The organism is Sulfitobacter sp. F26169L (assembly GCF_026410285.1).
Classification (GTDB): Bacteria; Pseudomonadota; Alphaproteobacteria; order Rhodobacterales; family Rhodobacteraceae; genus Sulfitobacter.
Genome location: NZ_JAPMLP010000015.1, coordinates 1 through 25,022, shown reverse-complemented (window position 1 = coordinate 25,022; position 25,022 = coordinate 1). Strand labels below are relative to the sequence as shown.

The following is a 25,022-nucleotide window of genomic DNA, read 5'->3' as shown; positions in this document are numbered from 1 at the left end:
CCCGCTTTAATCGCAGTTAGCAGGTTGCCGTGGCAATAATGGGCGGAAATTTTCTCATCGTTATTCATGACAAGCAACCATTTTCAATTTGTGAATTGCGATTCTACCACGTTTCACTGAATCGCCTAAGCCGTCATTGGCACAACTGCAGCGAAAGCTTACTTTGTCCCGCAATCTGTGAATTCGACCTTTGATCCTTGCTGCGCTCTGCACGAATGGCTGGTATTCCCGCTGCGCGGCAGCACCTAATCTTACGCTGATGCAACATTTTCCACGCTGCGAGCGCAAGCAGCAGGAAAACTGAATTTACAGAATGGGCTCTTGGCAGTTATTCGCTGCAATTCAACTTAATGTCCGCTTTGGCGTCCATCCACATGGAAAATCCGATGCATCGAATAGAGTGACGCCCCTGCGACCTAACAATTGCGGCGTTCCCTGGATCCACACACGTTTTGTTGCAGGAACTCAACATGCCACTCGATATGATCTACCGATCATAAATCGGAAACATGATCTGCGGATCATACGGCATGAAAGGCAATCGCCCGACGTCGTATGCCAGCGGCAATGGCTTCCGCCAATGGCTGTGGGAACCCATACGGCAAGTCTGCGAGTGTCTTGTCCAAGGCGGGTTCAAGTTTTGCCGCGATGTCCGACAAGACTTCTTCAGCCAGCACCACACCAAAACCAGCCGCCTTTGCAGCCTGCGGGAAATGACGCGGCACCACCTCGTTGATCCGGTAGTGTCCGTCGACGGCCATCGCGAGGCGCATCCGGTTCTGACGGATTTGACCGTCATCCACGGCTTTCTGGGCGCTCAGCACATCATAAAGCGGAGTCATGCGAAAACCTCCGGGGCGCAATGCAATGCTGAAGTTCTTGGCGTGCCCGTCCGTCGCTCCCAAAAGCCAAAACAGCACCTGCGCGCGGAAGAAGGCACGCTGATCTGCTTCAGGGTCATCACTACCAGTCAACAACCGGATCCCTTCAGTGATCCCCGGCCCGCCATCCATTTGGTATTTCTGGCTGGGTGGAACTGTGAGCGCCTGGCAAAAGTCTTCCTGCGGGAGGCGGATCAACCGGCCATCTTTGGTCCAGCGCCGATCGAACCGGGTCACAACAAGGCTCCGCACGTCCTCGAAGTCGGCAATCTCGACTTCAGCCACATCCATGCCCATGGCCCGACAGAGGTTCATGCAGAACAATTCGTTCTCGACGCTGTCGGACAAGTCGATCCCTGCAGGCAAGACGCCAAGCTGGGTCTTGAGGATATGGGTTGTGGGGGTGAGCCCCGATGGGCGGATCCACGCGCCTTCGTGGCGCAGCAGCGCCGTTTTCTCCTGCGCCCCGGCGATGGAAATGCGGAAGTCGTTTTCCTCATCCAAGCCGAGCGGAGCGCTTGCAAGGTTGCGCAGCATATCCGCAATCTGCGCCTCAGATACGAGCTCTCCCTCGAGCGCGCCAATCTCTGGAACCTCACCTGAGATGAATTGCAAGGCCCCCACGCAATCGCGCCCGATTTTCTCCAGCATGTGCCACGCGTCCGTGCCGCCCGCACGCACCCGTGCGGCAACGCGTTCACGTATCGCCTGATTGTCCGGCAGCAGGTTTTCCAAGTAGGCGATCACAGGGCCGCCCTGATGCGCCTCTTCGCGCAAAGGCAGTGACAACGAGATGGGCATGGCATGTTCCCATGCCAACCAGTCCGGATCATAGGTAAAGCTGATCGCCCCTGAACCAGCGAGACGCAAAGCCCCCACCAATCGCCCGTTCAGAAGCACCTGCATCGTGCCGCTACGCCCGTGTTTGGCCATCAGAATATATCCTCAATCTCAAGCGAGCCACCGCGCTCCACCAATCGGAACTCAAGCCCAAGTGCCGCCATGACAGCGAGCACAGTGGCGAGCTTGGTTCCCGCGTCGCCATTCTCAAGCGACGAAATCGTCGCGACGCGCAAATTCGTACGCGCGCTGATGTCGCTTTGGGTCCAGCCGCGCGCTTTGCGCGTCCGGCGAAGTGCCTCGCCGATCTGCTCGGCCGTTCGTGCTGTGAGGTCCATGATACTGCTCCTTTTGCGGCACAGCGTAAATCAGAATAAATTACGCTGCAACGTAAATATCTACTTTTTACGCCATGGCGTAATAGTCGATCTACATTCAGGTTCGCAACAAATCCGTTTCCTCGCGCTCGAAAGCTGTCGCCCCCGGCCTCTGCCATTCTGCCTTAAAACCGCCACATCACCGTCCTGCCCTAGGTATCCAGCGCAAAATCCCCAAACCGAGCAAGTATTGTCTGCCCAGCCTCAGGAGACTACGTGTCTTTTTTCCAGCTCGAAGAAATCTCAAGGCGTCGCTGGCAACGGGAGATTACGACACCTAAGTTGAGTTCATGACTTTGAGAAATTACTGCAAGCCAATTCGGAGAAAATTCAGATGCAAGACGTTGAGTACGTGAAGTCCGTTCTGGCCCAAGAATATGAAACGTCGCATCCTCATGAAATTGAATATCCGGATTTAAGCGACGTGATTGATGGCAATGAATTCGGCTACCCCGCTGGGACTGTGTTTGGCGAAAAACCGAATGGCAGTAAAAGCCCCGAGGGACATGATTATCTCTGATTTAAAGACGGAGAGAAATCGATCCTGACACATCGGTTCATTGTGGCTGTAACTATTGGCAAGTGGGTACCGAGGGACTTCGATGTGGACCACATCAACCATGATCCATCTGACAATAGACCGGAAAATCTTCGCGTCGTCACTAGACGCGACAACAACGGAAATCGGCGCAGAGTCCGATTGTCTGAGCTTGCTGACCTCAATGAGGTTACTTCCGCGATGGCTGATCGCAAGGCGAAGAAGACTCAAGAAATTCTGGAACCGCAAGAAACGGTTGAAGACCCATTTGCTGAAATCCTGAACACCGGTCCCGTAACCGAGCCTTTTTTCACCGGCGAAACGAAGTCCGCTGAACATGGCATAAAACAAACTTGGGGTCTTGGCATCTTAAATTCGAATGACGATTGTATCGCCAATGCGGTCGCAGAAAATATGCGCAAGAAACGCATTTTCACACGCTCCTTCTCACGCTCGCAGCCCCGCCGCGCGCACCTGCTCAGGCGTCACCAGCTTTGACGCGATCAAGTCCTCGATCTGCCGGTTGGTAATATGGCGGCACAGGGGATGTCGCTCGTGGATCCACTCGGCAAGGCTGGCGCGACCTTTGGCTTCGGCTTCTCGTGCCTTCTCGCGGTCGGCCCATATCTGGGCAAGCCCCTTCTCCCATCGACGCATCTTGAACCAGTTATCTGAGAAACAGACCTTTCTCCGCGTGTAGCCCTCACCCTCCTCCGCATAGATTTTGACCGCCTCCAGCAAGTCATCGGGCTTTACTCCGGCCTTCACCGCCGCTGCGATCAGACAAAGACTGGTCCGCCGGTCTCGGATCCTGTCCTCGGGATAGGCCGCCAAGATCTTCTCAGATTCAGGATCTTCAACCTCCGCCGACGCCTCGCGCCTGCGCGTAGGTGGTTTATGGATGGTTTTAGGATGGTTTGGGGTCCACCGTGAACCCCGTACCCCGGTCACAGTGGACCCCGCACCGGGGTCAGGCTGGACGGGGTCCACTGTGAACCCCGTCATGATATCGGGTTCCGCAGTGGTTTCCATCGAAGCCACGCGTTCGAGAACAATCCGGTAGATGACGGTGTAGCCGTTCTTGCAGTGCCGCCGCCCCGTCTCGATCAAAATGCCTTCCCGCAGGAAGTCGATGATGGTGCGTTTGACGGTGCTCTCGCTAAGCTCTGTGTGGCGTTGGATCGTTCCTTTGGAGCACCAGATACCCGAGCCGTCATCGCTCGCCTTATCTGCAAGAAACATAATGATCTGTTTGCGCGCGGCACTGCCAAAGCGGCGCTCTGCGCATTCATTTGCGATACGCCAACTCATAATCGCACCACCAACTGGCTTGAGGTCAGCCCGAAATTCGCGTAGTGATTAGGGTAGAAAAACTCTTCTATGCCGTTGAGGTGGGTGGCCGCCCCCTCAGCGGTTTTTCTTTCCCTTTTGGCCTGCGAAAAACCGTTTACCTCGGCCTCGTAACCTATTGAAAAGTGACCGTGAACGAAACAAGTCCGTTTACAATTTCTCCCTGTTAAATCAACGAAATTTTCCGGATTGCAAATCCGTGTACACCGGTTCGATTCCGATACTCGCCTCCAAATAATTTCAATGACTTAGGCGATATCTACACCGAACTCAGGTGTTAGTTTACAGCTTGGTTTACAGGCTGCGGCTGTTTTTTCGTATCAGACCGAAGAAGTGGTCCATAGAAAAGCCCGCAAAATCCCTTCTCGAGAAACAACAGTGCGCCTGCTTCGAAACCATCTTGGTCCTTGCCGGCATACTTCCACAAATATTCCATGCGCGGCTAAGGTCAGTTTTTAAGCCCGGACCTACTTTGGAAGCCTTCCTGAAAGTAGGGCTACCAAAGTTCCCAATCCGGTTAATGGAACCTGTCGGTCCTGCGTAAACGCATAGTGGATAGGTTTGTCTTCGCAGAATATTTCTCGGGTCAACGTCCAATCTTCCTGATCGTTGAAGAGACCTTGGCCAAAAGTGTATTTTTTGGAGTGACACGGTTTGTACCAAATTGACGATCCGCACCGTTTGCAGGACCCGCGCGATCCAATTTTGGAAGATTTCCAATGAGTAATGTCACCTCCTATTTCTATAATTTCGTCGCAGACAATGCCCATCCAAACTCCTCCACACCAACGACGACACATTCGGCAATGGCATGCGCCATAGGTATTTGGCGCACGAACAGAAAAGGTTACTGCTCCACAAGCACATTGCCCTGACCGCACCGAATTTACGCCTGACATTCTGATAACCTGTCTTTCACTGCAAACTTGTTTGTCATTCATTAGCAGGAAGCAGCATAAATCTGAACGGCAACTTTGTCCGCATCGCAGACCTTCTGATCACTTAGTGATTGCCTGCTCAGAGACGACCTTGGCCACAGCGGAGCCTCACAAGTCATTATCGCAAGAGGCCGTCGCTGTTTGAAACCCACCACACACTGTGGGGTTGCCGACAAGCCGAGCGGCCAGCGTGCGCTGACGCCAACGTCATCGCACAAGTGATTAGCTGGAAAGCGGGCTCTGTGTTCTCCAATAAACCTAGATCTCATTGCTTTAGGCCCGCGAAAAACTGGGTGGCCTTTTTTAGGATTTCCCTCTCCTCCTTGAGGAGCCGGATCTCACGTCGAAGTCGATCATTCTCTTGGGCAGGGCTCAGATCCTCTTTCGACACCACATCCGTGTCTCGGTGTGCCGTGATCCAATTGTTCAGCGTCGACATCCCGACACCCAGATCGTCAGCCACCTGTTTGCGCGTCAACCCACTGGTTAGCGCAATGCGCACCGCATCCTTGCGGAATTCCATAGTGCGCTTCAGTCCCATAGTTCATCTCCTTTGTTGCAGTAAATGCTATCAAAGGAGCGGCACCAAACCGCGACAGGTCCAAAGAGGACCGGACCGCAAATGCGTCGCCAAATATCGCGCTTTGAAACTGACGTGCAAGCCTGCCCTTCAAAAGCAAGAGGCGGCCCAAACGGCGACTTTCGTTCTATCACCCTCGAGGAGCACGAAGACGCCCGTCAAGTGGAACGTGATATTCCCTAGACCAGACAATATGTGATCTCGATGCAGCTCAGAAAGAAGGTGGAAATGCTCGTCGCCCATCTCAAACGCATTCTCGGGTTGGGGCGGCTCCGACTACGTGGCCCATGTGAGAAAAATGACGAATTTCGCCTCGCTGCAACTGCCCAAGACCTCCGCAAATCAGACAAAACCTTTCCTGCACCGCAGCAAACGTGCAAAGCCTGATACGGAAGGCGTTCGCGCACATTTCAAGACGCGACTTTCTGCGCCAGCAACACCGTGTATTTCAACAGAATCGGCTCACTGCACATCGTTCAGAGGTCGGCTTTGAGGCGAGGGTACATCCTGGTTTGAGCAGGCCTGTGTAAAAATTCGTTACAAGTCTCGGGAAGCTTCAGGTTTTATAGGTGCGAAGTCACAGACTTGCTGAAAAGGAGCAGGGAGCAGTTCGCTGAATGCGCTGTAAGAACCTTGCAGCATTGCTCGCAAACGGGCATAGCTAAACAATGTCTGTCATAGATTTGAGCAAGTCTCCCTTTCCTCAGCACAACTTTAGAGAGTTGCTCGATTCCGTTTGCGAAGAATACGAACTTGATTTTGCTGCATATGCAGGAATTGATCCCGTCGCGAACAAGGTACATGGCTTCGTTAACTACCCGGATGAATGGCAAGTCCATTATGTGAAAAAGGGATTTGAGCATAAAGATCCGACATTGCTGATGGGAGCGCGCAGTATCGCACCTGTTGACTGGCAACGTCTACGTGATGACCAGTCTTTCAAAACTATTTTTCGAGCGGCGAATGATTTTTGTATTTCTGAACAAGGTCTTACTATCCCTGTGAGAGGACCGTTCGGGGACATTGGTCTCTTTAGTGTTACTCGTGATTGCCCTGACAGAGAATGGCAACTGCTGAAAAAGAAAATACTAGGTAATCTACAGATCACAGCAGTGCATCTCCATGACCACGTAATGCATACCAATGTGTTGAGTAAGAAGTTGATGCAGCCGCTTCTATCGGCGCGAGAAATAGAGATTTTGCAGTGGATCGCAGCGGGCAAATCGCAACAGGATATCGCTGATATCTTATCAATTTCAAACCGAACAGTAGAAGTGCATTTGAGATCGAGCAGAAGTAAACTCTCGGCACTTACCACTGCACAAGCGGTCGGGCGTGCCATAGGAAGCAGATTGATATTTCCAGGTTAAGCAGACGTCTACGGGATTTCCACAATAGTATCGCTTTAAAATATAGATGACACTTCTCTCAAAAGGAGAAGACCGAAATGATTATAGTTATCGATGGTACAAACCGGCACCGCTACTCAAGTCTTCTAGACAAAATGTTTGAACTTCGCGCGCGCGTGTTCGGACAGCGGCTTGGCTGGGAAGTACACATACAAAACGGACGCGAAATTGACCAGTTCGATGCGCTTGATCCGGCTTACGTTATAGGCGTTGATGACGACGATAACGTCGTATCTTGTGTTCGCGCGCTGCAAACTACCGGCCCGCATATGTTGTCGGACGTGTTTTCATCTATTTTGGATGGGGAACCGCCGCTGAGAAGCTCTACTCTTTGGGAATCTACACGGTTTTGTGTGGATACGGAAATTCTGGGTCGTGGCAAAGTTCATGGCTCGATCAGCTATGCAACATGCGAGCTCATGACAGCGTCGCTGGAGTATGCGCGCGACTCCGGTATTTCAGATATTGTTACCGTTATCGATCCGGTGATGAACCGTGTTCTAAAACGTTCTGATTGCGCCCCTTACGGATACGTCGGCAAAACTACTCCAATGGGCAAAGTCAGCGCCATGGCCGCACTTCTTGATTGTACAGATGACCGTATTCAGCGGACCCGACAGTTCGCAGGAATAGAAGGATCTGTGTTCGTAGATTCAGAGCGGGCAGAGATGCTGTCTGATGGTGCGAAAACGGGTCAAAGCCTTGAGCTTGAGTATGCTCAGGTTGCATCATCCGGTCTTGGTCAAAACACCGAAGCGTTGCTGCGGGAGTATTGTCAGGAACAGATAGCGGACGCTGCTACTCAGTTAGAGCTCACTGATGCGCTTCGACTTAGCGCTTTGCTGAAGTCTTCAAAGCTGCTCACTTAAGCTGTATACATCGTCAGTCTGTTCAGACGTGCTACACCAAGTGCCGTGTTATCACGGCGCGTAGACTACCCCATAGAGTCCGCAAATTGAAAAGTAGCAACCATCATTCTTCGCGTGTTTTGCTATCTTCACTCGAGAAACCCGGATTAAACTTGAGGACCCCCTCTTTGGTACTCTCGCCTTCAACTTGGGAAAGTGCAGCCACAAACGTTTCGTCTGAAGTCTGCTGCTTTTCACGATTATTTTCCGTGTGGATTCCGTCAAAGAAATATCCAGGTGTTACATTCAAAAACTGCGCCAATTCAAAGAGTCGGCTGGCGGAAATACGGTTAGAACCGGTCTCATATTTTTGAACCTGTTGAAATGAGATGCCGAGTTTATTTCCGAGATCTGTTTGAGAAAAGTTGCAGCGTTTGCGAAGCAGCTTAAGTCTATGGCCAACGTAGGTGTCCACGGGATGAGGCATAGGAAAATTCCGATATTTTGCTGAGCTATGATTGTCTAGCCTGTTGAATTTAAAAGAGCAATAAATTAATTCTCAACAATGGGGGAACCTAAAGTGTCCAATTGAACTGATATTAAGTCCCAAGCTGGTGCAAGCTTGTAAAGTCTGCTCAGGTGCGGGAATATCCGTTCACACGACGTTGTAGCTGGGGAAAGAGGGGCAATTGGATCGGTAAAACGGTCAGCGCTGCAGCACCCAAAACGGGGTCCTGCATAAAATAAACAATAATTTTGTGGCGAGTGTGCCATCTTGAAGAACCGGTAGTGTCAGCACATCTGCTTCAAATCCGCCGATGGGTTCAACCTCTTGAACGAGGATAGGGACAATATCGCTCTGGTCTCGCGCATTCGGGTCGCGGCGCCATTGCCGATACACCAGTAAAAGAAACCTCCGCAAAGCCCGCTCTGCGACTTATCCTTTTGAAGACATTCAAAACATACTTGTTCAGACCGCTCGCACTGATCGCCAGCAGGTGAAGACCTGACAACGTCATCAACAGGGTCGCCTGCTCAGATTCATACCCCAAGAGCGTGATCGGAAAGCGATCTGCCTCCAATGCACTGTTTACGATCTGTTTCGGCAGCTACAGCGTGAGATACATGATCGGCATTGCGACAAGGCTGAGTATGATCATCAATACTTGCTGCTCGCGAGAGTATTTCAGAACAGTGTTGAATAGGCTGGGATCAAGACCTCTTGCGGTGGAAACTTGTGGTTCTTGAAGCGGTAGCCACCGCGACCGCTCAATCAGCCTGCGAATCACGAAGGAAAGCAAGACAGCCAAAAGCAGTGCAGGTGTCAGAACGAAAATCAGATGGATGATCGGGTAAACCCAGTCCTCCACTGCATCGTCGTATGGATAGCCGAAAAACAGCACCAAATCATGAACAGCGATGTAGTATCCATCCCAACACCCGATCACCTCTGAATGGCTCATTGCTTTGGCGCGAGGTGGTCATGCACCATAATGACGCCAAACATCCCTGCCTCTCGGTGCCCCGGAACCAAGCAGACGAACTCGAGATTGGTCTTGCTCGAAAAATTCCAATCCAGCGTTTTGCTCGATCCGCTTGGGATCGATACCGCGTTTGGGTCTTCATGCTTCATCTCAGGGTGCTCACGCATCCATTGCTGATGCTTTTTGATCTCATCAAAAGAGCCCAGAAAAAACTCATGATCCAGGTCTCCGAAATTATTGATTACAAAACGGACAACAGCCCCCTCCTTGATGTGGATCGCGTCAGGGTCAAACAGCATATAGCCGCTTTTCGTTTCCTCGATGTTGATCTCGATTGTGCGGGTGGTCTCTTTTCCTGATGCCGGCTTGCCTATGGGAACATGCCCAAGGTGGTCGTATGCGCGGGCATGAGGCTCGTCTCCTACACGCGTGCTTGCCTGCGCGCTCACCGTGGCCATATTCAAGCTGCTCAGCGTGAGTAGCGTCATAAAGAAGCTCTTCATTTCATGCTCCATTAGATCAGTGCTTTTTTGGAGGGGGCGTTGACACAAACATGGGGCTGTTTGAACCGATGGTAGGAGGCGATGAAGCACATCGCCTCCTGACCCTATTACTTAAGTTGCGTAACGGTCAGCCTGCCCTTTACCGGTTCGGCGACGAATTCGATCTCCTGCCCTTCGGACAGTTTGGAAATCATCGCCTCGTCTGCGCGAAACACCATCTTCATGGCAGGCATATCAAGGTTCAGCAGAGGTCCATGGTCAATCGTGACCTTGCCGCCCTTTGCATCGACTTTTGTTACCTTGCCTTTGGTGTATTCGACATCAGCCTGCGCGACCTGAACATCCGTTGCCGCCATCGTCATGCTTGCCTTCATTGCGTGTTCGCCAACAGCAACCGCGCGATACATGCCGGATTCGTAGTGACCCGGAATGAGGCACGCAGCCTCGAACGTTCCATCATTTGCGAAGGTCCAGATCACCTCACCAGAGGCTCCCGCATCAAGGGTGATGCGGTTTGGATCGTCATGCTCCATCATCATCTTGGCCATTTCGATCTTGTGGGCTGCGTTGCGCTCCATCGTGTCCAAAACGAACTCATGCTCCAGTTCGCCCTTGTTTTCGATGACAAACCGGATCGTTTCACCTGTTTCGAAGGTCATCTCGTCACCCTCAAGGAGCATCTTGCCATCGTCGGTTTCAACCATGGTCACGTTGATTGTCCGGTCCACTTTGGAAGCGTCACCAGGCATTCCGATCATCATCATTTCGGCATGATTGTCACTGTGCCCGTCAGCGCCGTGGGAGGCAGTTTTTTCAGCACCATGGCCACCGTCATGAGTGCCGGCAGCAAATGTAGGCATGGCAAAAGTAAGGGCGATTGCAGTTGTTAAAAGAAGGTTTTTCATCTATTTTTCCTCTAGTTTTGTTGATGTTTTGAACAAAGGGCCGGTTCAGCCCTTTTGCGTTGGTTTCGGTGTCAGAATGGTCTTGGGGCTGTTGTTGGACGCGAACTCCGGCAGCTCACCGGTCCACTCATACGCCTGCTCGCCAGGAGGGTTTTCATACCAGCCGGGATCCTCGTAATCGTCCGCTTCAATACCCTCACGAACTTTCACGACTGAGAACATGCCGCCCATTTCAATCGGGCCATGGGGCCCCCAGCCATTCATCATCGGAATTGTATTATCGGGAAGCTCCATGGTCATTTTGCCCATGTCGCCCATGCCAGCGGTGCCCATCGGCATATAATCTGGCTGGAACTTCCGCATTTTCTGGGTCAGCTGTTCTTTGTTCACGCCGATAAACGTCGGCACGTCGTGGCCCATCGCATTCATCGTATGGTGCGATTTGTGGCAGTGGATGGCCCAATCACCCAAGTGATCTGCCGTGAACTCGTAAGCCCGCATGGCTCCCACGGGAATGTCGATGCTGACCTCCGGCCACTGCGCGCTCTCGGGCACCCAGCCACCATCGGTGCAGGTCACCTTAAAATCATACCCGTGCATGTGGATCGGATGGTTTGTCATCGTCAGGTTGCCCACGCGCACCCGCACCTTGTCGCCTTTGTTCACCACCAGCGGGTCGATGTCGGGGAAAATCCGGCTGTTCCATGTCCAAAGGTTGAAGTCGTTCATCGTCATGATACGCGGCACATAAGTGCCGGGATCAATGTCGAAAGCGTTGAGCATGATCAGGAAATCGCGGTCCACAGGCATGAATGTCGGATCCTTTGGGTGGACCACAAACATGCCCATCATCCCCATCGCCATCTGCACCATCTCATCCGCGTGAGGATGATACATGAACGTGCCCGATTTGGTCAGATCGAACTCATAGACAAAGGTTTTGCCCGGCTTGATCCCCGGATGGCTAAGGCCGACCACACCGTCCATACCCGACGGCAGAATGAGGCCGTGCCAGTGGACGCTCGTATTCTCGGGCAGTTTGTTTGTAACGTAGATGCGCACGCGGTCGCCCTCGACCGCTTCGATGGTCGGTCCGGTTGACTGGCCGTTGTACCCCCACAGATGGGCGACCATACCATCGGCCAGCTCGCGCTCCACCGGCTCAGCGACAAGGTGGAATTCCTTCACCCCGTTGTTCATGCGGTGCGGTAGGGTCCAGCCATTCAGGGTGACGACAGGATTGTAATCCACCCCGGATGAGGGCCGCGCGGTGACTTGCGTTGCCGCGGTATCCATCATCGCCGCTTCGGGCAAACCCATGTTCAAAGTCTGGCCCCAAGCTTGGGAAGAGACAAGCGTTGCACCTGCAGCGCCGGCTCCGAGTAATTGACGTCTGTTCAACATATCATCTTTCCTTTCAGTGTCCTGCGCCGCCGCCGGCGGCCAAAGTTGCACCTTCAACACCGGCACCACCGCTGCCTGCACCACCGCCGTAAATGGCAGCGGTCAGATCAGCTTGCGCCATATAAAATTCGCGCTTCGCGTTTGCAGCTTCCAGCGATGCGCTGAGCTTCTCGCGCACGTCCGTCAGCAGCTCGAATGTGTTGGTGATCATGCCGTTGTAAGACAGCAGCCCTTCGTCCTCGACGGTCTTGCGCAAAGGCACCAGAACATCGCGGTAATGGCGCGCGATCTTATAAGAGGAGTGGTAGGATTTCTCGGCACCACGCGCCTCGGATCGCACATTTACGGCACGTTCCGCCAAAACGTTGGCGGCTTGCAGATACGTCAACTCCGCCTTGCGCATTCGCGCTTTGCCCGTGTCATAGATCGGGATCGCAAACTCGAGTTCGATCTGTGGGGTTACCTTAGTTTCGATATCACCGTCTTCGGCTTCACGCTCCAACTCGGCTCCCGCGATGATCTCAAGGTCCGTAACCAGCCGCGCTTGATCCGTTAAACCAAACGCCGCTGCTTGTGCTTCGAGACCCAGCTTGGCTACGCGCAAGTCAACACGGTTTCGCAGTGCCTTCGCCTCCACATTGCGGACCTGCCCAACCGACTTTGGCAGTGATGGCAGCGCATCGGGCACATAGTAATCGACCTGCGTACCCCAGAGGCCCATAAGCCTCGTCAATTCTTCCTTCGCGCGGTCCGCGGTCAGTCGTGCTTGTGCCAGTTGGCCTGCAAGCTCCGCATTGAACGCCTGCTCTCGGGCCTGCCCTGCTTTGTTCAGAGCGCCAGTTTCCCCAAGCTTGCGCGCGAGCTCTGAACCGGCATCAGAAGTCGCTTTGGCGCGTTTTAGATAGTTGGCGGTCTCGAACGCGGCCACGGCATTGATCCAAGCCTGCCGCGTCTGATTGGCAAGTGTGAGCGTGTCGTTCACGGCCTCCAATTGGGCCGCACGAAAATTCACATCTGCCAGCGCCCTGCGCTGCTTACGCGTCTGGGCATCCAGAATGTTGACGGCAATCATGCTCTCAATCGCGCGGTACAATCCCAACTCTGCAGCTCCGATACCAAGGATCCCAACAGATACGACCGGGTTTTCAGGAGTGGATTGCTGCCATGCTTCAGCAGCAGATAAGCCTACATTTGCATATGATGCCTGCAAGCCTTTGTTATTGAGCAATGCGACTTGTACAGCAGTATCAGCAGAGATCGTCTTCCGATGTACCATCCCTTGAACTTGTTTCTTCAGGGCTTCGTTTTCAGCCTGAGTTTCGGCGAACACAGTTCGCTTGCCTATTGCAGGTATCACCTGGCTTGCAACGTTGGCAAAGCCTGCTTTGGGCTCGGTATAGGCGCCAGGTATTGCCACAGCGCACGCCCCCAAAAACAGCGGGAAACCTGCAATCAGCGGTAATTTAGAAATTCGCATCAATTTCCCTCCGACTGTTCTTCGTTGACTGTGCGCCAATCGCGAGGGCCGGTCGGGCCGCGATAAGTGTATCCGGCGAGGGGATCTTGATACCTCACAGGCGACACAACGGCCGCGTTCGTAACGGCTTGTTGTGCGGAAACGACGGGCAATGGCGTCGCCGTATAGGGCAAAGGCTTGAGTTCTTGCGCGCAAGCGCCAAGAGCGAGGGCCGAAGCCCCCAAAAGTAGTTGAATTTTCATGGATCGTGCCTGACTGATGAACTTCGGAACCGCGTGCAAGGCACGCGAAACGAAGGCCCTGTTAAGAGCCTATGATCAGATCAGAAATTGGGGAGGGCGTAGAAAGCCTGAAGGCTCGGTCGAGCGCGCCTGAGCTTGAAGGGGGATATAACGGCCAGCAATGGTATGAACCACAAACACAGTGGCCGTCTCATTAAGAACTACTGAACTGCAAATACCGCTACAGCATTTACCCGCCTCGTGGTCTTGCCCTTCGGCACTGTCCACAGCCCCACATTTCCCAGCTACTTTAGCAACCTGCGACATATCATGTGATTGGTGATCAGCACCAACTGTCATGGTCTCGACAGCAGAATGATGGCCACCATGCATGGATGCGGATGCATGGGCAGCGGAGGGCGGAAGGAGCAACAAAGCAAAGACGAACGTAGCGCAAGCCATCGTTTTCATCATCGCGTATATGGGATTAAGCATACTCATCTCTTTCGTGTGGGCAACTCGCTCCCTCCTGTCAATCCATCCAGCGCAGGAAGGTTTCCAACTTTTTCGTGTTACAAACGTGGATACGCCGACCGCAGGCACTTAGACCGATATACCTCAAAACATCCACGCCAGCATCTACCCACCGCCTTCCCAGCATCTTCAGATATTCAGTCAACGAGATAAAGCCGAGCGGCACGTTGCTGCTGCCGCCCACGCCGGCGCATTTCAGCTCGCGTTGGCGATAAGACTGCCTTGATGACCGAAGTCGCCCCGATTTCGCCGATGATAGTTGCGACAGGGGCCGCCAGCCACAACAGCGCGTTTGCGGTCATGGCGATACCGGCAAATGTCTCACTGAAGGGATCAACCTCGCTATAGGGCACCCAGCCCTGCGCCAGCAGGTCATATTTGACAAACATTTCAGAAAAACTCTCGATATCTTGCAGCTCTTGAACGGCCAAAGCACATCGAGATCGAGATCGAGATCGAGATCAACCATTCAAACGCGCGCCAGGTGAAGATAATCTCAAAATTATACCATGACAGACCAAACACTATCAAGCCGGCCACCGTAATGACCGGTTGATATCAGGTTTCGGTCTATTTCACTTTCGGTTTTTTCGGATCGAATTAAATGCGCAGATCCTAATATCCGCCAACGCGTTCCCCCTCGACAAACATCTGGGGCAGCGTCACAACTTCATACCTTTTCTTTAACGCATCAGTTGTTCGCGGGTCTGCGATGGGTGATCCTCGACCTCCAACCCCTGCCGCTCCAACAGGTCTTTGAATTTCCGGCCGTAGGAGCATGTGTGGTCCGGGTTGCGATCCGGCAGAGTTAAGCGGTTCTGAAATCTTTAATGCATGGCATATCCATCGCCTTCATTTTCCGTCAATTTCTGGTGTTGCAGCGGGGCCGCCTTCCAGATCGATGATCAGCGCTTTCATCTCGGAAATCTCCAAACGCTGCGCCTCAATAATGTCATCGGCCAGCTTGCGCACACGCGGGTCCGTGATATTTGCCCGCTCCGAGGTGAGAATTGCGATGGAGTGGTGTGGGATCATCGCGCGCATCCAGGATGTGTCATCGACCGTAGTTTGACTGCGCACGGCAAACAGCGCGAGACCAAAGACCAGCGCGCTGCCGACAAATATCGCCATGTTCGCGGCGCGGTTGGTATGCATACCCAACATAAACGCCAGCATGATAGCTGCCATTACTGCGCCCATATAAAGCGCCATGTAGCTGCGTGTCTCGCTGAAAAAGACGTGTCCGAGCGCGTAGGTGTTAAGATACATCAAACCGAACATGACCACCGTTGATGTGATGATCATTGAGAAAAAACGCATGTAAGACATGGAAACACTCCCCGATTAATTTCGTTTTCAGGGGGTAAACCAGCCTCCAGCGCTGGAGGGTTCCATAATTATGTCGGAAATTTCTCCAGCTTCGCAAGGATCGGGCAGTCTGGACGGCCGTCACCGGCGCATGTCTGCACCAAGTGGGAAAGCGTATCGCGAATAGCTATGAGGTCCGCGATCTTACGCTCGATTTGCTCCAGATGTTCCTTCGCAATGGCACGCACATCGGCGCTTGCGCGGTCCTGATCATCCCACAGCGCCAGAAGGTTGCGGCAATCTTCAATGGTAAACCCCAGCGCCCGGGAGCGGCCCAGAAACGCCAGCTTGTGCATGTCGCTGTCGCGAAAACTGCGGTAGCCGTTTGTGTCACGCAATGGTGTGATCAGGCCAATATCCTCATAATACCTTATGGTTTTAGCAGGTAAGCCTGATTTCTTTGCAACTTCGCCGATATTCATCACCGCTCTCCTATTCTGCTGCCGCGGGCACAAGCTTGCCAGTATCAGTGCGTGTTGTTTGATCTTCCGCAGCAGCAGGGGCGATCCACCGCAGCCGCAGCGCATTGGACAGCACAAACACGCTCGAGAGCGCCATCGCCCCAGCAGCCAGTGCGGGCGACAGCATCAAGCCCGAAAGCGGATAGAACACCCCTGCCGCCACTGGGATCAGCAATGCATTATAACCGAAAGCCCAGAACAGGTTCTGGCGGATGTTGCGCATTGTGTGTTTGCTCACATGCAGTGCGTTCACAACCCCGTTCAGGTCACCAGACATTAGCACCACGTCCGCAGCCTCGATCGCCACATCGGTGCCGGTGCCGATGGCTACTCCCACGTCCGCATGAGCCAAGGCGGGCGCATCATTAATACCATCCCCGACAAAGGCCAGCTTGCGCCCCCCCGCTTGCAGATGTTGTAGCGCCTCCACCTTGCCTTCAGGCAGGACCTCGGCAACGACCGCATCAATGCCCAGCTGTGCGGCTATTGCTTCCGCCGTGGCCTGATTATCACCTGTGATCATCGCAACCTTGAGACCCAGCGCGTGCAGCGCCTCGATTGCCTGCGCCGTGCTAGGTTTGATGGGGTCAGATACTGCAATGATTGCGGCCAAACGCCCGTCAATTGCAGCATAGAGCGGGGTCTTTCCCGCCTCTCCCAGCGCTGTGCCCAATTCTTGCACGGCATCAAGCGCGATACCCTCGCGCACCATCAGGCGGTCGGCTCCGACGAGGATTTCGTGCCCGTCAACTACGGCGCTGACACCGTAACCAGTTAACGACTGGAACGCGTCGACAACGCCGATGGCCAGCCCCTCCTGTTGCGCACGCCGCACAATCGCAGCAGCGATCGGGTGCTCAGATGTGGCCTCAACCGAGGCCACCAGCCGCAGCACATCACTCTCTTGGAACCCTTCCATCACCTTTAGATCGGTCAACTCCGGACGCCCCTGCGTCAGTGTGCCGGTTTTATCAAACGCAACAGTTTCGATATCGCCCAGCGACTGCAAGGCATCGCCACGCCGGAACAAAACGCCGAGCTCCGCGGCACGGCCCGTGCCCACCATGATCGACGTGGGGGTAGCAAGCCCCATCGCGCAAGGACAGGCAATGATCAGGACAGCCACGGCCGCCACAACGGCAAGACCGAGGGCGGGGGACGGCCCCAGCACCAACCATGCGACAAAAGTCAGCGCCGCAACGCCCATCACTGCAGGCACAAACCAAAGCGTGATCCGGTTGACCAAATCCTGTATCGGCAGCTTGGCCCCCTGCGCTTCTTCCACCATGCGGATGATCTGCGCCAGCATCGTGTCAGCGCCCACTTTCGTGGCGCGGAACGTCAACCCGCCAGTGCCGTTTACTGTGCCACCGACAACCTCAGCGCCTTCGGATTTCTCGGTCGGCACAGGTTCTCCGGTGATCATGCTCTCATCGACATAAGACACGCCACGCACCACGATCCCGTCGAGGGCGATCTTTTCTCCGGGCCGCACCTGCACCAGATCACCGACGACGATATCATCGACTGGTAACTCGACAATCTCGCCGCTCCGCTCCACATGAGCCGTCTTGGCCTTGAGCCCGACAAGCCGTGCAATCGCCTGCCCTGTGCGCCCTTTGGCGCGGGCCTCAAGAAAGCGACCCAGTAAAATAAGGGTAACAATGACCGCCGCCGCCTCAAAGTAAACTGCGCGCGTGCCCTCTGGCAAAAGCATCGGCACAAACAATGCGACAGTGGAAAACCCCCATGCCGCAGACGTGCCAAGAGCGACAAGGGAATTCATATCGGGCGCACCTTTGAACAGCGCGGGAAACCCTTTGAGATAGAATTGCCGTCCGGGGATCGCGAGAACAAGGGTCGTCAGGACAAACTGGACCACCCAATTCAGCCCCATGCCCATCGTGTCCATGATCCACATGTGCAGCGCAGGGATCAGGTGACTGCCCATCTCAAGGACGAACACAGGCAGGGTCAACGCTGCGGCCAGCAGTGTCATCGTCTTGAGCTGGGCAGCCTCTGATGCCTTGCGGTCGCGGGTGTCATCAGTGTCGCCCTCATCCGTGATCAGCCGCGCCGGATAACCGGCAGCGCTCGCCACCTGTGAAATCTGCACAGCGGAGACGCCAAGCGCTTGAACTGTTGCGCGCTCCTGCGCCAGATTTACTGAAGCCGTCAAAACACCCGGCACTGAGCCAAGGGCGCGTTCAACCCGCCCGACACAGGACGCACAAGACATATTTTCGATTGAAAATCTGTATGTTTGAAGCTCCGCAGGGTAACCCGCGTCCTTGAGCGCAGTAACGACAGGCTCCATATCAGACCCTTCCGCCATCACGACTGTCGCTGTCTCTGCTGCAAGGTTTACCGATGCCATTTGCACCCCCGGCACGGCCAGCAACGCTTTTTCTACCCGCCCAACACAAGAGGCGCAGGACATCTCGCTGACATGGAAGGTGGTCGAATTTTCGCTGCTCATGGTGAGGCTCCTGATCTGGTATTCCCCACAGATAGGGCTTCCAGTAACTGGAGGGTCAAGGGCTGATGTGTATTTAATCTTCGTGGTTTTAATGTGGCGGGTTTCGACCAGCCTGAACATCACGCTGCCGCTCGGGCCAGGTAGAGCGGATATAGGCGAGGATATCCCATATCCCGTCATCCGAAATTATGCCCTCAAAGGCAGGCATGCCGCTGTTGAATCCACTCACACCCATCGCGGCCAAAGCCGCCTGCCCGCCCTGCTTGGTATAATCAAACAACATTGCATTATCGTGATGCCATGTATGGCCAGACGCATCATGCGGCGGTGCGGAAAGAACGCCGTCCTCTCCGGTAGAGCGCCAATCCGGCTGCCCTTCCAAATTCACCCCATGGCAGGTGGCGCAGTTCGCAGCATAGAGCATGGCACCTGCCGCGATGTCGCGCCCCTCCAATTCGTGATCAGCATTTGCAGCGCTTGCGCAAACCATGAAAACCAGCGGCAGCATTCTCATGCGACAGTAATCCATGTGCGCATGCCTCCTACTGCGTGGCTCAGCATATGACAGTGCAGTAACCATTTGCCTGGATTGTCAAAGACACAGATTACATCGCGGCTGGCGCGCGCATCCACCAGCGTGGTGTCGCGCAGATCCCCAAGGGCTCCGTCTGCATCTACCTCGTAGAAGTGATGGCCATGCAAATGGATGCCATGCGGAAAGGAGGTATCGTTGACCAGCGTGATCCGGACCGTCTCGCCCCGCTGGAACGCGCCGAACGGCTCCGGCTGCAGATCGGAGACGTTATTGAAGGCCCAAGTGTTGTCACCCCCGTGCCGCCCGCCCATGGCACCCCCCATCATGGTCAGGGTCAGATGCTGTGTCGGCGTGTCCGGTTTGGGTAAATCCGGCGCAGCAAGCGCCGCAATCGGGCCTGGCTTTCTGTCGGCATTCACTCCCACGGCTGCAAGATCGGCCAGACGGAACGAACCATCCCGCACCAACAGATCAAAGGCGATATCCGCCTGAACATCCACGATCACATCAGCACGTTGTGCGGGGGCCAGTGTTATAGCTGTCAAAGCGCGCGGCGCGGCCAACGCCATACCGTCGAGCGCCATAATGGATCCCGAAGCCCCGCTTATTTGCAATGGAAATATCCTGTTTGTAGCCCCATTGATAAGCCGAAGGCGTATGCGGTCCCCGATACTGACCTGCGATTGGGACAAAAACCCCCGCGCAAAATTCCCCAGATAACCGCCATGGGCAACACTGTGCATGTCAGCATACTCGTCAACGAGGCCGCCGTCCTCCTCCAGCCTCCAATCCGCGAACAGCACAGTAATGTCATGATCCACGTCCGGCGGCACATCATCCTCGATGATCAGCGCCCCCATCATGCCGCGTGCGACTTGCTCGTGCGAGATATAATGCGAATGATACCAGTATGTTCCGGAATCCGGCGGCACAAAACTGTAGGTCATCCGCGCGGCCGGCTGGATCAACTCCTGCGTGAGTACGGGCACACCATCCATCCTGTTTTCCAGTCGTATACCATGCCAGTGAACGGCGGTGCCCTCCTCAAGCCCATTCTCAACCTCCACCTCAGCCCGAATACCGCGGCGCAGGCGCAGCTCGGGCCCGGGCATCGCGCCGTTGAAACCCAGCATCGCAGTCGTCCCTTTGCCCTCGGGCAAGACCTGCTGCACAACCGTTTCGGCTTTCAATCGCAACATCTCCCCCATCGCAAAAACCGCGCCTGGGAGAAATGCGAGCGCGCTGGTGGAAGCCAAAAAACTCCGTCTCTTCATGTAAACCTCATGTCGGCAAAGCGATTTTGGATGACAGAACTGCTGTAACAGCCAGCACAGTCGGGATCACGCCCCCCTTCGATGGAAAGGGAGCGCGACAGATGCCCTGCGGCATGCGGATCGCCCACTTTGAGCGCCGGAATAAACCGCGGCTTGTTCGCTGCCCCCAGCGCAAGCAGTCTATTTTTCATTCTCATTTACTCATAAGCTATCAGTTGATTCCGTTGGCGCGTTGCAATTCTCGAATGTAGGCAGTGATCAAGGTGACATCACCGCGCGTCAGCCCCTCGACCGCCGGCATGTCGCCGAAGGGCCAGTGATGCGCGCGCACGCCAAATGACACGGCCCGCTGGAAACTTTCGTCCGCATGGTGGCTTGGCTCATAAATGATGTGAACAAGCGGAGGTGCGATACCCTCCTGCCCTGCCGCGTTAATCCCGTGACACGAGGCACAGTTTGCATCATAGGCCCGCTGCCCGATCTGCGCATTTTGCGTCAAAGCGTCGGGTAGCGTGACACTGACGATCTCGGCCCCAGCATCAGAGCCAACCGAATTTTCAGCTGACTTACCCCCCCCGAGAGGCAAGTAGGTCACCCCGACGCCCAGCACTGTGATAATCACTGCCGCTGTTATTATGAACTTCGTCACTGCATCTGCCTCTCAGTCATTTTAGAGCGAACGATACGTGTTCCAGCAGGTGGAAGGTCAAGGCTTTATCTGACGTCAGCGCTTGTGGGTCCAAATAGGGTCATTTGCGAAGAGAGGGTTTGTTACTCATCGTAACCACCAAGGAGTGGACGATGAGAAAGACAACGAAGGGCCCATGCGAGAAGATCGTCAAAGACATCAAGCGTGCAACGCGCAAGCATTATTCATCTGGAGAAAAGATCCGGATTGTTTTTGATGGGCTGCGCGGCGAGGACAGCATTGCCGAACTGTGCCGTCGTGGGGGCATATCACAGAGCATCTATTACAAGTAATTCAAGGGCTTCATGAATGCTGGGAAGAAGCGGCTTGCCGGTGACACGGCGCGGGCCGCATCCGCGCCATCGCGTTGCGCTCTGGTACGGGCGGCTCGACTTTGGTGGTCGATGCCTCTGATAAAATGGCAAGGATCGGTGATGCACGCGTTCGGCTCTCCAGCCGGTCCAGCGGAGGCGCGGGACATCCTAAAAACGCCACCCAGTTCTTCGCAGACCTAACGCAATGAGGTTTAGGTGCATCGAAGAACGTCGAGATAAATTCTCGGCCAATCGCCTGTGCAATGTTGTCGGTGTCAGCTCGCGTGGGTTGCGGGCTTGGCGCACCCGTCCAGCCAGCCGCCGACAGCGGTATGACTTGGTCACTCTGGCGCATATGAGAAAAAATCATGGCTTAGTTTGGGCAGCTATGGTCGCTCACGAATGACCGAAAAGCTGAAGAAAATTGGACTGGATATTGGCCACAGGCGCGTTGGCAGATTGATGCGCCAGAACGGCATATCAGCAGTCGAAACACGTAAGCACAAGGTGACGGCAGACAGTGATTATAAGTTCAATATCGCGCCGAACCTGCTGGATCGTGACTTCATGGCAGAAGCGCCAAACCAGAAATGGGCCGGTGATATCAGCTATGACTGGACCCGTGAAAACTGGCTTTACTTGGCTGTGACCCTAGACTTGCGTTCCCCTCGCATCATCGGCTGGGCGGTCAGCAACAGCATAAGGCGCGATTTGGTGATCCGTGCATTAAACATGGCCATCGCATTCCGTTCGTCCCCCACAGGCTGCATTCATCACACGGATCGCGGGTCACAATACTGTTCTCATGATTATCAGAAAATCCTGCGCCAGCATGGGTTCAAGGTATCGATGTCTGGCAAAAGTAATTGCTACGATAATGCGGCTGTTGAGACCTTCTTCAAAACCATCAAAGCAGAACTTATTTGGCGGCACCCTCGGAAAACACGCCGCAAGGCTGAAATGGCCATCTTCGAATACATCAATGGCTTCTACAATCCGCGCCGCCGACACTCAGCACCGAGCTGGAAAAGCCCTGACGCCTTCGAGCGAAATGTGGCCTAAACGAGCACTTGTGGCGGTACAAAAAGCGCGACAGGTCCAGTTTGATGGCATCTTTATCGGCGCGCTTTCCACACCCGAAACCGCCGACTATCAAACCCAAGGCCTCTCGTTAAGAATGAGAGACGACCGGGGGCAGGTCAATAGCCAACCCACCGATCGGTTTTGGGGACTTGCGCTTGCAATAAGGAGAGGGACGTTGCAGCCCCTCCCGGAACCTCACATTGTCAGGTCGAAGACTTCGCTACCGATCCGAAGGTTGATCTCGTCCTGACCGTTGCCGTCGACCAGCGCCCATATGATCTGGCCTGTGGGGCGGTAAATCACGAAGGCTTCCTCAACGTCGTCGGCTCCTGCATTAGGGGTCGTAGTCACATTGATCTGGAATTGGGCGCGTGTCGCGTCAGCGTTGCCAAACACAAGAACATCGCCCTCGGCAGCATTGTAGTCCTGAATCCAGTCGGATCCGTGGTCGGCAATGCCTAGGTGGAAGAAACTGTCTGCGCCATCTCCACCATTGACCTGATCGTACCCGAAACCGCCATTGATAAAATCATCGCCGTCCGAGCCGAACAACAAATCAGCGAGTGCCGAACCGGTAATGCTATCATTGCCAGTACCTCCGATCACTGTGTCGGCGCCAAAGCCTCCTGATACGACGTCATCGCCCGCATCTCCGCGCACTTCGTCGTTGCCGTAACCGCCGAAAATTGTGTCATTGCCACTACCGCCGAAGATATTGTCGCGCCGGTCATTCTCGCTTTCACCACCCGTGAGCAAATCGTTGCCATCGCCACCCACCAGATTGTCAGTACCATCACCTCCGTTCAACGTGTCATCGCCAGCAAGGCCGAACAGCGTATCATTCCCGCCCAAACCGGATAGCACGTCGTTGAGCGCCGTGCCCTCGAGGCGATTGGGACCGGCATCGCCGGTCAAATTCACACTATCGTCGGCAGGATCGTTAATTACGTTGATGGTAAAGGTTTCTGAAGTCTCCGCCCCATCCGGATCACGCGCAACAACCTCGATCGCGTAGCTCGACGCAGCCTCGTAATCAAGGCCGCTCACGGCCTGAAGGACGTTCCCTTCCACCTTGAACCGACCGCCAGCATCATTGCTCAACGTGAATAACAGCGCATCATTATCAGGATCTGTCGCTGACAAATCACCGATCTCCGCATTTGCGCCGGCGTTTTCCTCGACAGAGACAGAACTCAGTGCAATACCGTTGGGAGCCTGATTGGTGCTGTTAACCGTGATGCTGACCATTGCGTCGTCTGTTCCGCTGCGGTTGTCCGTGGCGCGGTAGACAAAACTGTCACTCCCGTTGAAATCCGGATCCGGCGTATAGACGAACGAGCCGTCTGTGTTGAGCACGAGCGTGCCATTTTCCACATCCGTAACCACGGTCGCCCGCTCCAGGACGCCGTCATCTGTGTCGTTGTCCAGCACGCCAGGACTGCTAATCGTCAGACGATCATTTTCATCGACCTCATAGCTGTCGGCGTAGGCGTTGGGGTCCTCATTTGGCGTGTCATTATTGAGGATCCGCGCGATCCCGACATTGTCGTCGTTACCAAAGATGGGATCCGCTGATTCCAGCCGGAGAAAGAAGGTCTCTGCGCTTTCGACGTCAAAGTCGCCGGCAACATCCACCGCGATTGCCGCCACTGTCTGACCGGCGATGAAAGTAACACTGCCCGAGGTGGCAGTATAGTCGCTGCCAGCCGTAGCGGTATCATCAGCAGTCGTATAATCCAACGTGATGTCGCTGGTAAAAGCCTCCGACAGCCGCACCTCGAACACGGCTTGCTTGGTGCCGCTGTCACCCTCGAGGATGACTGGATCAGACACAAAAAGCGCGCGATCCTGCGCAGAGCCGTCATCGTCAAGGAACACACCGGTCACTGACAAAACTTGTTCACCACCGGCCAATACGGCACCATCGGGATTACTGAACTGCAAAGTGAAATTTTCGTCTACTTCGTCGGTACCATTGAATCGGGTGTTTGAATAGTTGATCGTTGCATGGGTCTGACCGGCCTGAATCGTGAGAGTGAAGGTGTCCGCAGGTGAGCGCAAACCAAAATCGCTCGCATCGACCAGCGCTGACCCATCTGGCACCGCACGGTATTCCACGGTTATGTCAGAAAGCGAGGCCTCTGACAGAAACACGTCGAAATACAGGTCACCGGATTCGCTTGCCTGCCCCGGAAGCGCGGAAATCTCGGGCAGGCTTTCCGACGTGTCATCGTCCAGCAATGTGGCAATGCCCGCTGAATCCTGGATGTTGTTGAAAATCGGTGCCTCGGTTTCGACCACAAGCGAGAAATTCTCGGCCGTCTCCGCTGTCGTGTCGCCCGCCACGTCTACTGCGATAGCGGCTACTGTCTGACCGGCGATGAAAGTAACACTGCCCGAGGTGGCGGTGTAGTCGCTGCCAGCCGTCGCTGTTCCATCAACAGTCGTATAATCCAACGTGATGTCGCTGGTAAAAGCCTCCGACAGCCGCACCTCGAACACGGCTTGCTTGGTGCCGCTGTCACCCTCGA

24 protein-coding genes and 4 pseudogenes are annotated in these 25,022 nt (G+C 54.5%); 7 read left to right on the top strand and 21 right to left on the bottom strand.

Going from position 1 to position 25,022, the window contains the following annotated elements:
• Positions 1–521: 521 nt before the first annotated feature.
• Together OS189_RS18115 and OS189_RS18110 are read right to left on the bottom strand one after the other, a co-directional pair.
• The gene (locus OS189_RS18115) at positions 522–1,814 is read right to left on the bottom strand and encodes a type II toxin-antitoxin system HipA family toxin (RefSeq protein ID WP_267168745.1); all 1,293 of its coding nucleotides are present in this window, start codon (positions 1,812–1,814) and stop codon (positions 522–524) included.
• Positions 1,814–2,059, bottom strand: a complete 246-nt coding sequence (locus OS189_RS18110) for a helix-turn-helix domain-containing protein (RefSeq protein ID WP_036560649.1) — start codon at positions 2,057–2,059, stop codon at positions 1,814–1,816. The genes OS189_RS18115 and OS189_RS18110 overlap by 1 nt, the downstream gene beginning before the upstream one ends.
• A gap of 373 nt (positions 2,060–2,432) precedes the next feature.
• Between OS189_RS18110 and OS189_RS18105 the strand changes: the two genes are divergently transcribed.
• Both OS189_RS18105 and OS189_RS18100 read left to right on the top strand, forming a co-directional pair.
• Positions 2,433–2,618, top strand: a complete 186-nt coding sequence (locus tag OS189_RS18105; RefSeq protein ID WP_267168744.1) for a hypothetical protein — start codon at positions 2,433–2,435, stop codon at positions 2,616–2,618.
• Between the two features lie 21 nt (positions 2,619–2,639).
• Complete coding sequence (locus tag OS189_RS18100) at positions 2,640–3,134, top strand: HNH endonuclease signature motif containing protein (RefSeq protein WP_323380250.1); 495 nt, start codon at positions 2,640–2,642, stop codon at positions 3,132–3,134.
• Here the strand turns inward: OS189_RS18100 and OS189_RS18095 are convergent.
• The 3 genes and pseudogenes from OS189_RS18095 to OS189_RS18090 all read right to left on the bottom strand — a co-directional run.
• Complete coding sequence (locus OS189_RS18095; protein WP_267168743.1) at positions 3,084–3,947, bottom strand: hypothetical protein; 864 nt, start codon at positions 3,945–3,947, stop codon at positions 3,084–3,086. The genes OS189_RS18100 and OS189_RS18095 overlap by 51 nt on opposite strands.
• A 506-nt stretch (positions 3,948–4,453) precedes the next feature.
• Positions 4,454–4,885, bottom strand: a complete 432-nt coding sequence (locus OS189_RS18740) for a GFA family protein (protein ID WP_416237497.1) — start codon at positions 4,883–4,885, stop codon at positions 4,454–4,456.
• Between the two features lie 155 nt (positions 4,886–5,040).
• Positions 5,041–5,465: pseudogene (locus OS189_RS18090) on the bottom strand (transposase); the annotation flags it as partial.
• Positions 5,466–5,550: 85 nt separating this feature from the next.
• Here OS189_RS18090 and OS189_RS18085 point away from each other — a divergent pair.
• The 3 genes and pseudogenes from OS189_RS18085 to OS189_RS18075 form a co-directional block, all read left to right on the top strand.
• Positions 5,551–5,891, top strand: a pseudogene (locus tag OS189_RS18085) (transposase); the annotation flags it as partial.
• A gap of 281 nt (positions 5,892–6,172) precedes the next feature.
• Complete coding sequence (locus tag OS189_RS18080; protein ID WP_267168742.1) at positions 6,173–6,874, top strand: autoinducer binding domain-containing protein; 702 nt, start codon at positions 6,173–6,175, stop codon at positions 6,872–6,874.
• A gap of 77 nt (positions 6,875–6,951) precedes the next feature.
• On the top strand, positions 6,952–7,782 hold the full coding sequence (locus tag OS189_RS18075) for an acyl-homoserine-lactone synthase (protein WP_267168741.1): 831 nt from the start codon (positions 6,952–6,954) through the stop codon (positions 7,780–7,782).
• 103 nt (positions 7,783–7,885) lie between these two features.
• Here the strand turns inward: OS189_RS18075 and OS189_RS18070 are convergent, their stop codons facing one another.
• The 15 genes from OS189_RS18070 to OS189_RS18000 form a co-directional block, all read right to left on the bottom strand.
• Complete coding sequence (locus OS189_RS18070; protein ID WP_267168740.1) at positions 7,886–8,236, bottom strand: helix-turn-helix domain-containing protein; 351 nt, start codon at positions 8,234–8,236, stop codon at positions 7,886–7,888.
• A gap of 634 nt (positions 8,237–8,870) precedes the next feature.
• Positions 8,871–9,224 (bottom strand): hypothetical protein, encoded by a 354-nt coding sequence (locus OS189_RS18065; RefSeq protein WP_267168739.1) that lies wholly within the window; start codon positions 9,222–9,224, stop codon positions 8,871–8,873.
• Positions 9,221–9,748, bottom strand: coding sequence for a cupredoxin domain-containing protein (locus OS189_RS18060; protein WP_267168738.1), 528 nt, complete (start codon positions 9,746–9,748; stop codon positions 9,221–9,223). Before OS189_RS18060 ends, OS189_RS18065 begins: the two co-directional genes overlap by 4 nt.
• A 107-nt stretch (positions 9,749–9,855) precedes the next feature.
• Positions 9,856–10,653 carry a copper-binding protein gene (locus OS189_RS18055; RefSeq protein WP_267168737.1) on the bottom strand — a complete coding sequence of 266 codons (798 nt, stop codon included), beginning with the start codon at positions 10,651–10,653 and terminating at the stop codon, positions 9,856–9,858.
• 45 nt (positions 10,654–10,698) lie between these two features.
• The gene (locus tag OS189_RS18050; protein WP_267168736.1) at positions 10,699–12,057 is read right to left on the bottom strand and encodes a multicopper oxidase family protein; all 1,359 of its coding nucleotides are present in this window, start codon (positions 12,055–12,057) and stop codon (positions 10,699–10,701) included.
• A gap of 13 nt (positions 12,058–12,070) precedes the next feature.
• Complete coding sequence (locus OS189_RS18045; protein WP_267168735.1) at positions 12,071–13,534, bottom strand: TolC family protein; 1,464 nt, start codon at positions 13,532–13,534, stop codon at positions 12,071–12,073.
• A 317-nt stretch (positions 13,535–13,851) separates the two neighbouring features.
• Entirely contained in the window at positions 13,852–14,256 is a 405-nt protein-coding gene (locus tag OS189_RS18040) for a hypothetical protein (protein WP_267168734.1), read from the bottom strand.
• Positions 14,257–14,426: 170 nt separating this feature from the next.
• On the bottom strand, positions 14,427–14,678 hold the full coding sequence (locus OS189_RS18735) for a hypothetical protein (protein ID WP_416237495.1): 252 nt from the start codon (positions 14,676–14,678) through the stop codon (positions 14,427–14,429).
• Between the two features lie 463 nt (positions 14,679–15,141).
• A complete protein-coding gene (locus OS189_RS18030) occupies positions 15,142–15,618 on the bottom strand; it encodes a DUF305 domain-containing protein (RefSeq protein ID WP_267168733.1) in 477 nt (158 codons plus the stop codon).
• Positions 15,619–15,686: 68 nt separating this feature from the next.
• Complete coding sequence (cueR, locus tag OS189_RS18025; protein ID WP_267168732.1) at positions 15,687–16,079, bottom strand: Cu(I)-responsive transcriptional regulator; 393 nt, start codon at positions 16,077–16,079, stop codon at positions 15,687–15,689.
• A 10-nt stretch (positions 16,080–16,089) separates the two neighbouring features.
• The gene (locus OS189_RS18020) at positions 16,090–18,597 is read right to left on the bottom strand and encodes a heavy metal translocating P-type ATPase (RefSeq protein WP_267168731.1); all 2,508 of its coding nucleotides are present in this window, start codon (positions 18,595–18,597) and stop codon (positions 16,090–16,092) included.
• An 88-nt stretch (positions 18,598–18,685) separates the two neighbouring features.
• Positions 18,686–19,105, bottom strand: a complete 420-nt coding sequence (locus OS189_RS18015; protein WP_416237496.1) for a c-type cytochrome — start codon at positions 19,103–19,105, stop codon at positions 18,686–18,688.
• Between the two features lie 2 nt (positions 19,106–19,107).
• The gene (locus OS189_RS18010; protein WP_267168730.1) at positions 19,108–20,331 is read right to left on the bottom strand and encodes a multicopper oxidase family protein; all 1,224 of its coding nucleotides are present in this window, start codon (positions 20,329–20,331) and stop codon (positions 19,108–19,110) included.
• Between the two features lie 71 nt (positions 20,332–20,402).
• A complete protein-coding gene (locus OS189_RS18005; protein ID WP_267168729.1) occupies positions 20,403–20,597 on the bottom strand; it encodes a hypothetical protein in 195 nt (64 codons plus the stop codon).
• Positions 20,598–20,617: 20 nt separating this feature from the next.
• Complete coding sequence (locus tag OS189_RS18000) at positions 20,618–21,055, bottom strand: c-type cytochrome (RefSeq protein ID WP_416237494.1); 438 nt, start codon at positions 21,053–21,055, stop codon at positions 20,618–20,620.
• A 152-nt stretch (positions 21,056–21,207) separates the two neighbouring features.
• Here OS189_RS18000 and OS189_RS17995 point away from each other — a divergent pair.
• A pseudogene (locus tag OS189_RS17995) lies at positions 21,208–21,453 on the top strand (transposase); the annotation flags it as partial.
• A 127-nt stretch (positions 21,454–21,580) separates the two neighbouring features.
• Positions 21,581–22,470: pseudogene (locus tag OS189_RS17990) on the top strand (IS3 family transposase); the annotation flags it as partial.
• Between the two features lie 216 nt (positions 22,471–22,686).
• Here OS189_RS17990 and OS189_RS17985 read toward each other — a convergent pair.
• The coding region (locus tag OS189_RS17985; protein ID WP_267168728.1) for a Calx-beta domain-containing protein at positions 22,687–25,022 on the bottom strand (2,336 nt) is incomplete at its 5' end.

Excerpts from the sequence above, each read along its gene's own strand:
- OS189_RS18080 (WP_267168742.1), top strand. The coding sequence starts at position 6,173 with ATGTCTGTCATAGATTTGAGCAAGTCTCCCTTTCCTCAGCACAACTTT.
- OS189_RS18055 (WP_267168737.1), bottom strand. The coding sequence starts at position 10,653 with ATGAAAAACCTTCTTTTAACAACTGCAATCGCCCTTACTTTTGCCATG.
- OS189_RS18045 (WP_267168735.1), bottom strand. The coding sequence starts at position 13,534 with ATGCGAATTTCTAAATTACCGCTGATTGCAGGTTTCCCGCTGTTTTTG.
- OS189_RS18020 (WP_267168731.1), bottom strand. The coding sequence starts at position 18,597 with ATGAGCAGCGAAAATTCGACCACCTTCCATGTCAGCGAGATGTCCTGC.
- cueR (WP_267168732.1), bottom strand. The coding sequence starts at position 16,079 with ATGAATATCGGCGAAGTTGCAAAGAAATCAGGCTTACCTGCTAAAACC.
- OS189_RS18010 (WP_267168730.1), bottom strand. The coding sequence starts at position 20,331 with ATGTTGCGATTGAAAGCCGAAACGGTTGTGCAGCAGGTCTTGCCCGAG.
- OS189_RS18110 (WP_036560649.1), bottom strand. The coding sequence starts at position 2,059 with ATGGACCTCACAGCACGAACGGCCGAGCAGATCGGCGAGGCACTTCGC.
- OS189_RS18105 (WP_267168744.1), top strand. The coding sequence starts at position 2,433 with ATGCAAGACGTTGAGTACGTGAAGTCCGTTCTGGCCCAAGAATATGAA.
- OS189_RS18115 (WP_267168745.1), bottom strand. The coding sequence starts at position 1,814 with ATGGCCAAACACGGGCGTAGCGGCACGATGCAGGTGCTTCTGAACGGG.
- OS189_RS18030 (WP_267168733.1), bottom strand. The coding sequence starts at position 15,618 with ATGTCTTACATGCGTTTTTTCTCAATGATCATCACATCAACGGTGGTC.
- OS189_RS18065 (WP_267168739.1), bottom strand. The coding sequence starts at position 9,224 with ATGAGCCATTCAGAGGTGATCGGGTGTTGGGATGGATACTACATCGCT.
- OS189_RS18735 (WP_416237495.1), bottom strand. The coding sequence starts at position 14,678 with ATGTTTGTCAAATATGACCTGCTGGCGCAGGGCTGGGTGCCCTATAGC.
- OS189_RS18740 (WP_416237497.1), bottom strand. The coding sequence starts at position 4,885 with ATGTCAGGCGTAAATTCGGTGCGGTCAGGGCAATGTGCTTGTGGAGCA.
- OS189_RS18040 (WP_267168734.1), bottom strand. The coding sequence starts at position 14,256 with ATGAGTATGCTTAATCCCATATACGCGATGATGAAAACGATGGCTTGC.
- OS189_RS18050 (WP_267168736.1), bottom strand. The coding sequence starts at position 12,057 with ATGTTGAACAGACGTCAATTACTCGGAGCCGGCGCTGCAGGTGCAACG.
- OS189_RS18015 (WP_416237496.1), bottom strand. The coding sequence starts at position 19,105 with ATGCTGCCGCTGGTTTTCATGGTTTGCGCAAGCGCTGCAAATGCTGAT.
- OS189_RS18075 (WP_267168741.1), top strand. The coding sequence starts at position 6,952 with ATGATTATAGTTATCGATGGTACAAACCGGCACCGCTACTCAAGTCTT.
- OS189_RS18095 (WP_267168743.1), bottom strand. The coding sequence starts at position 3,947 with ATGAGTTGGCGTATCGCAAATGAATGCGCAGAGCGCCGCTTTGGCAGT.
- OS189_RS18005 (WP_267168729.1), bottom strand. The coding sequence starts at position 20,597 with ATGAAAAATAGACTGCTTGCGCTGGGGGCAGCGAACAAGCCGCGGTTT.
- OS189_RS18060 (WP_267168738.1), bottom strand. The coding sequence starts at position 9,748 with ATGAAGAGCTTCTTTATGACGCTACTCACGCTGAGCAGCTTGAATATG.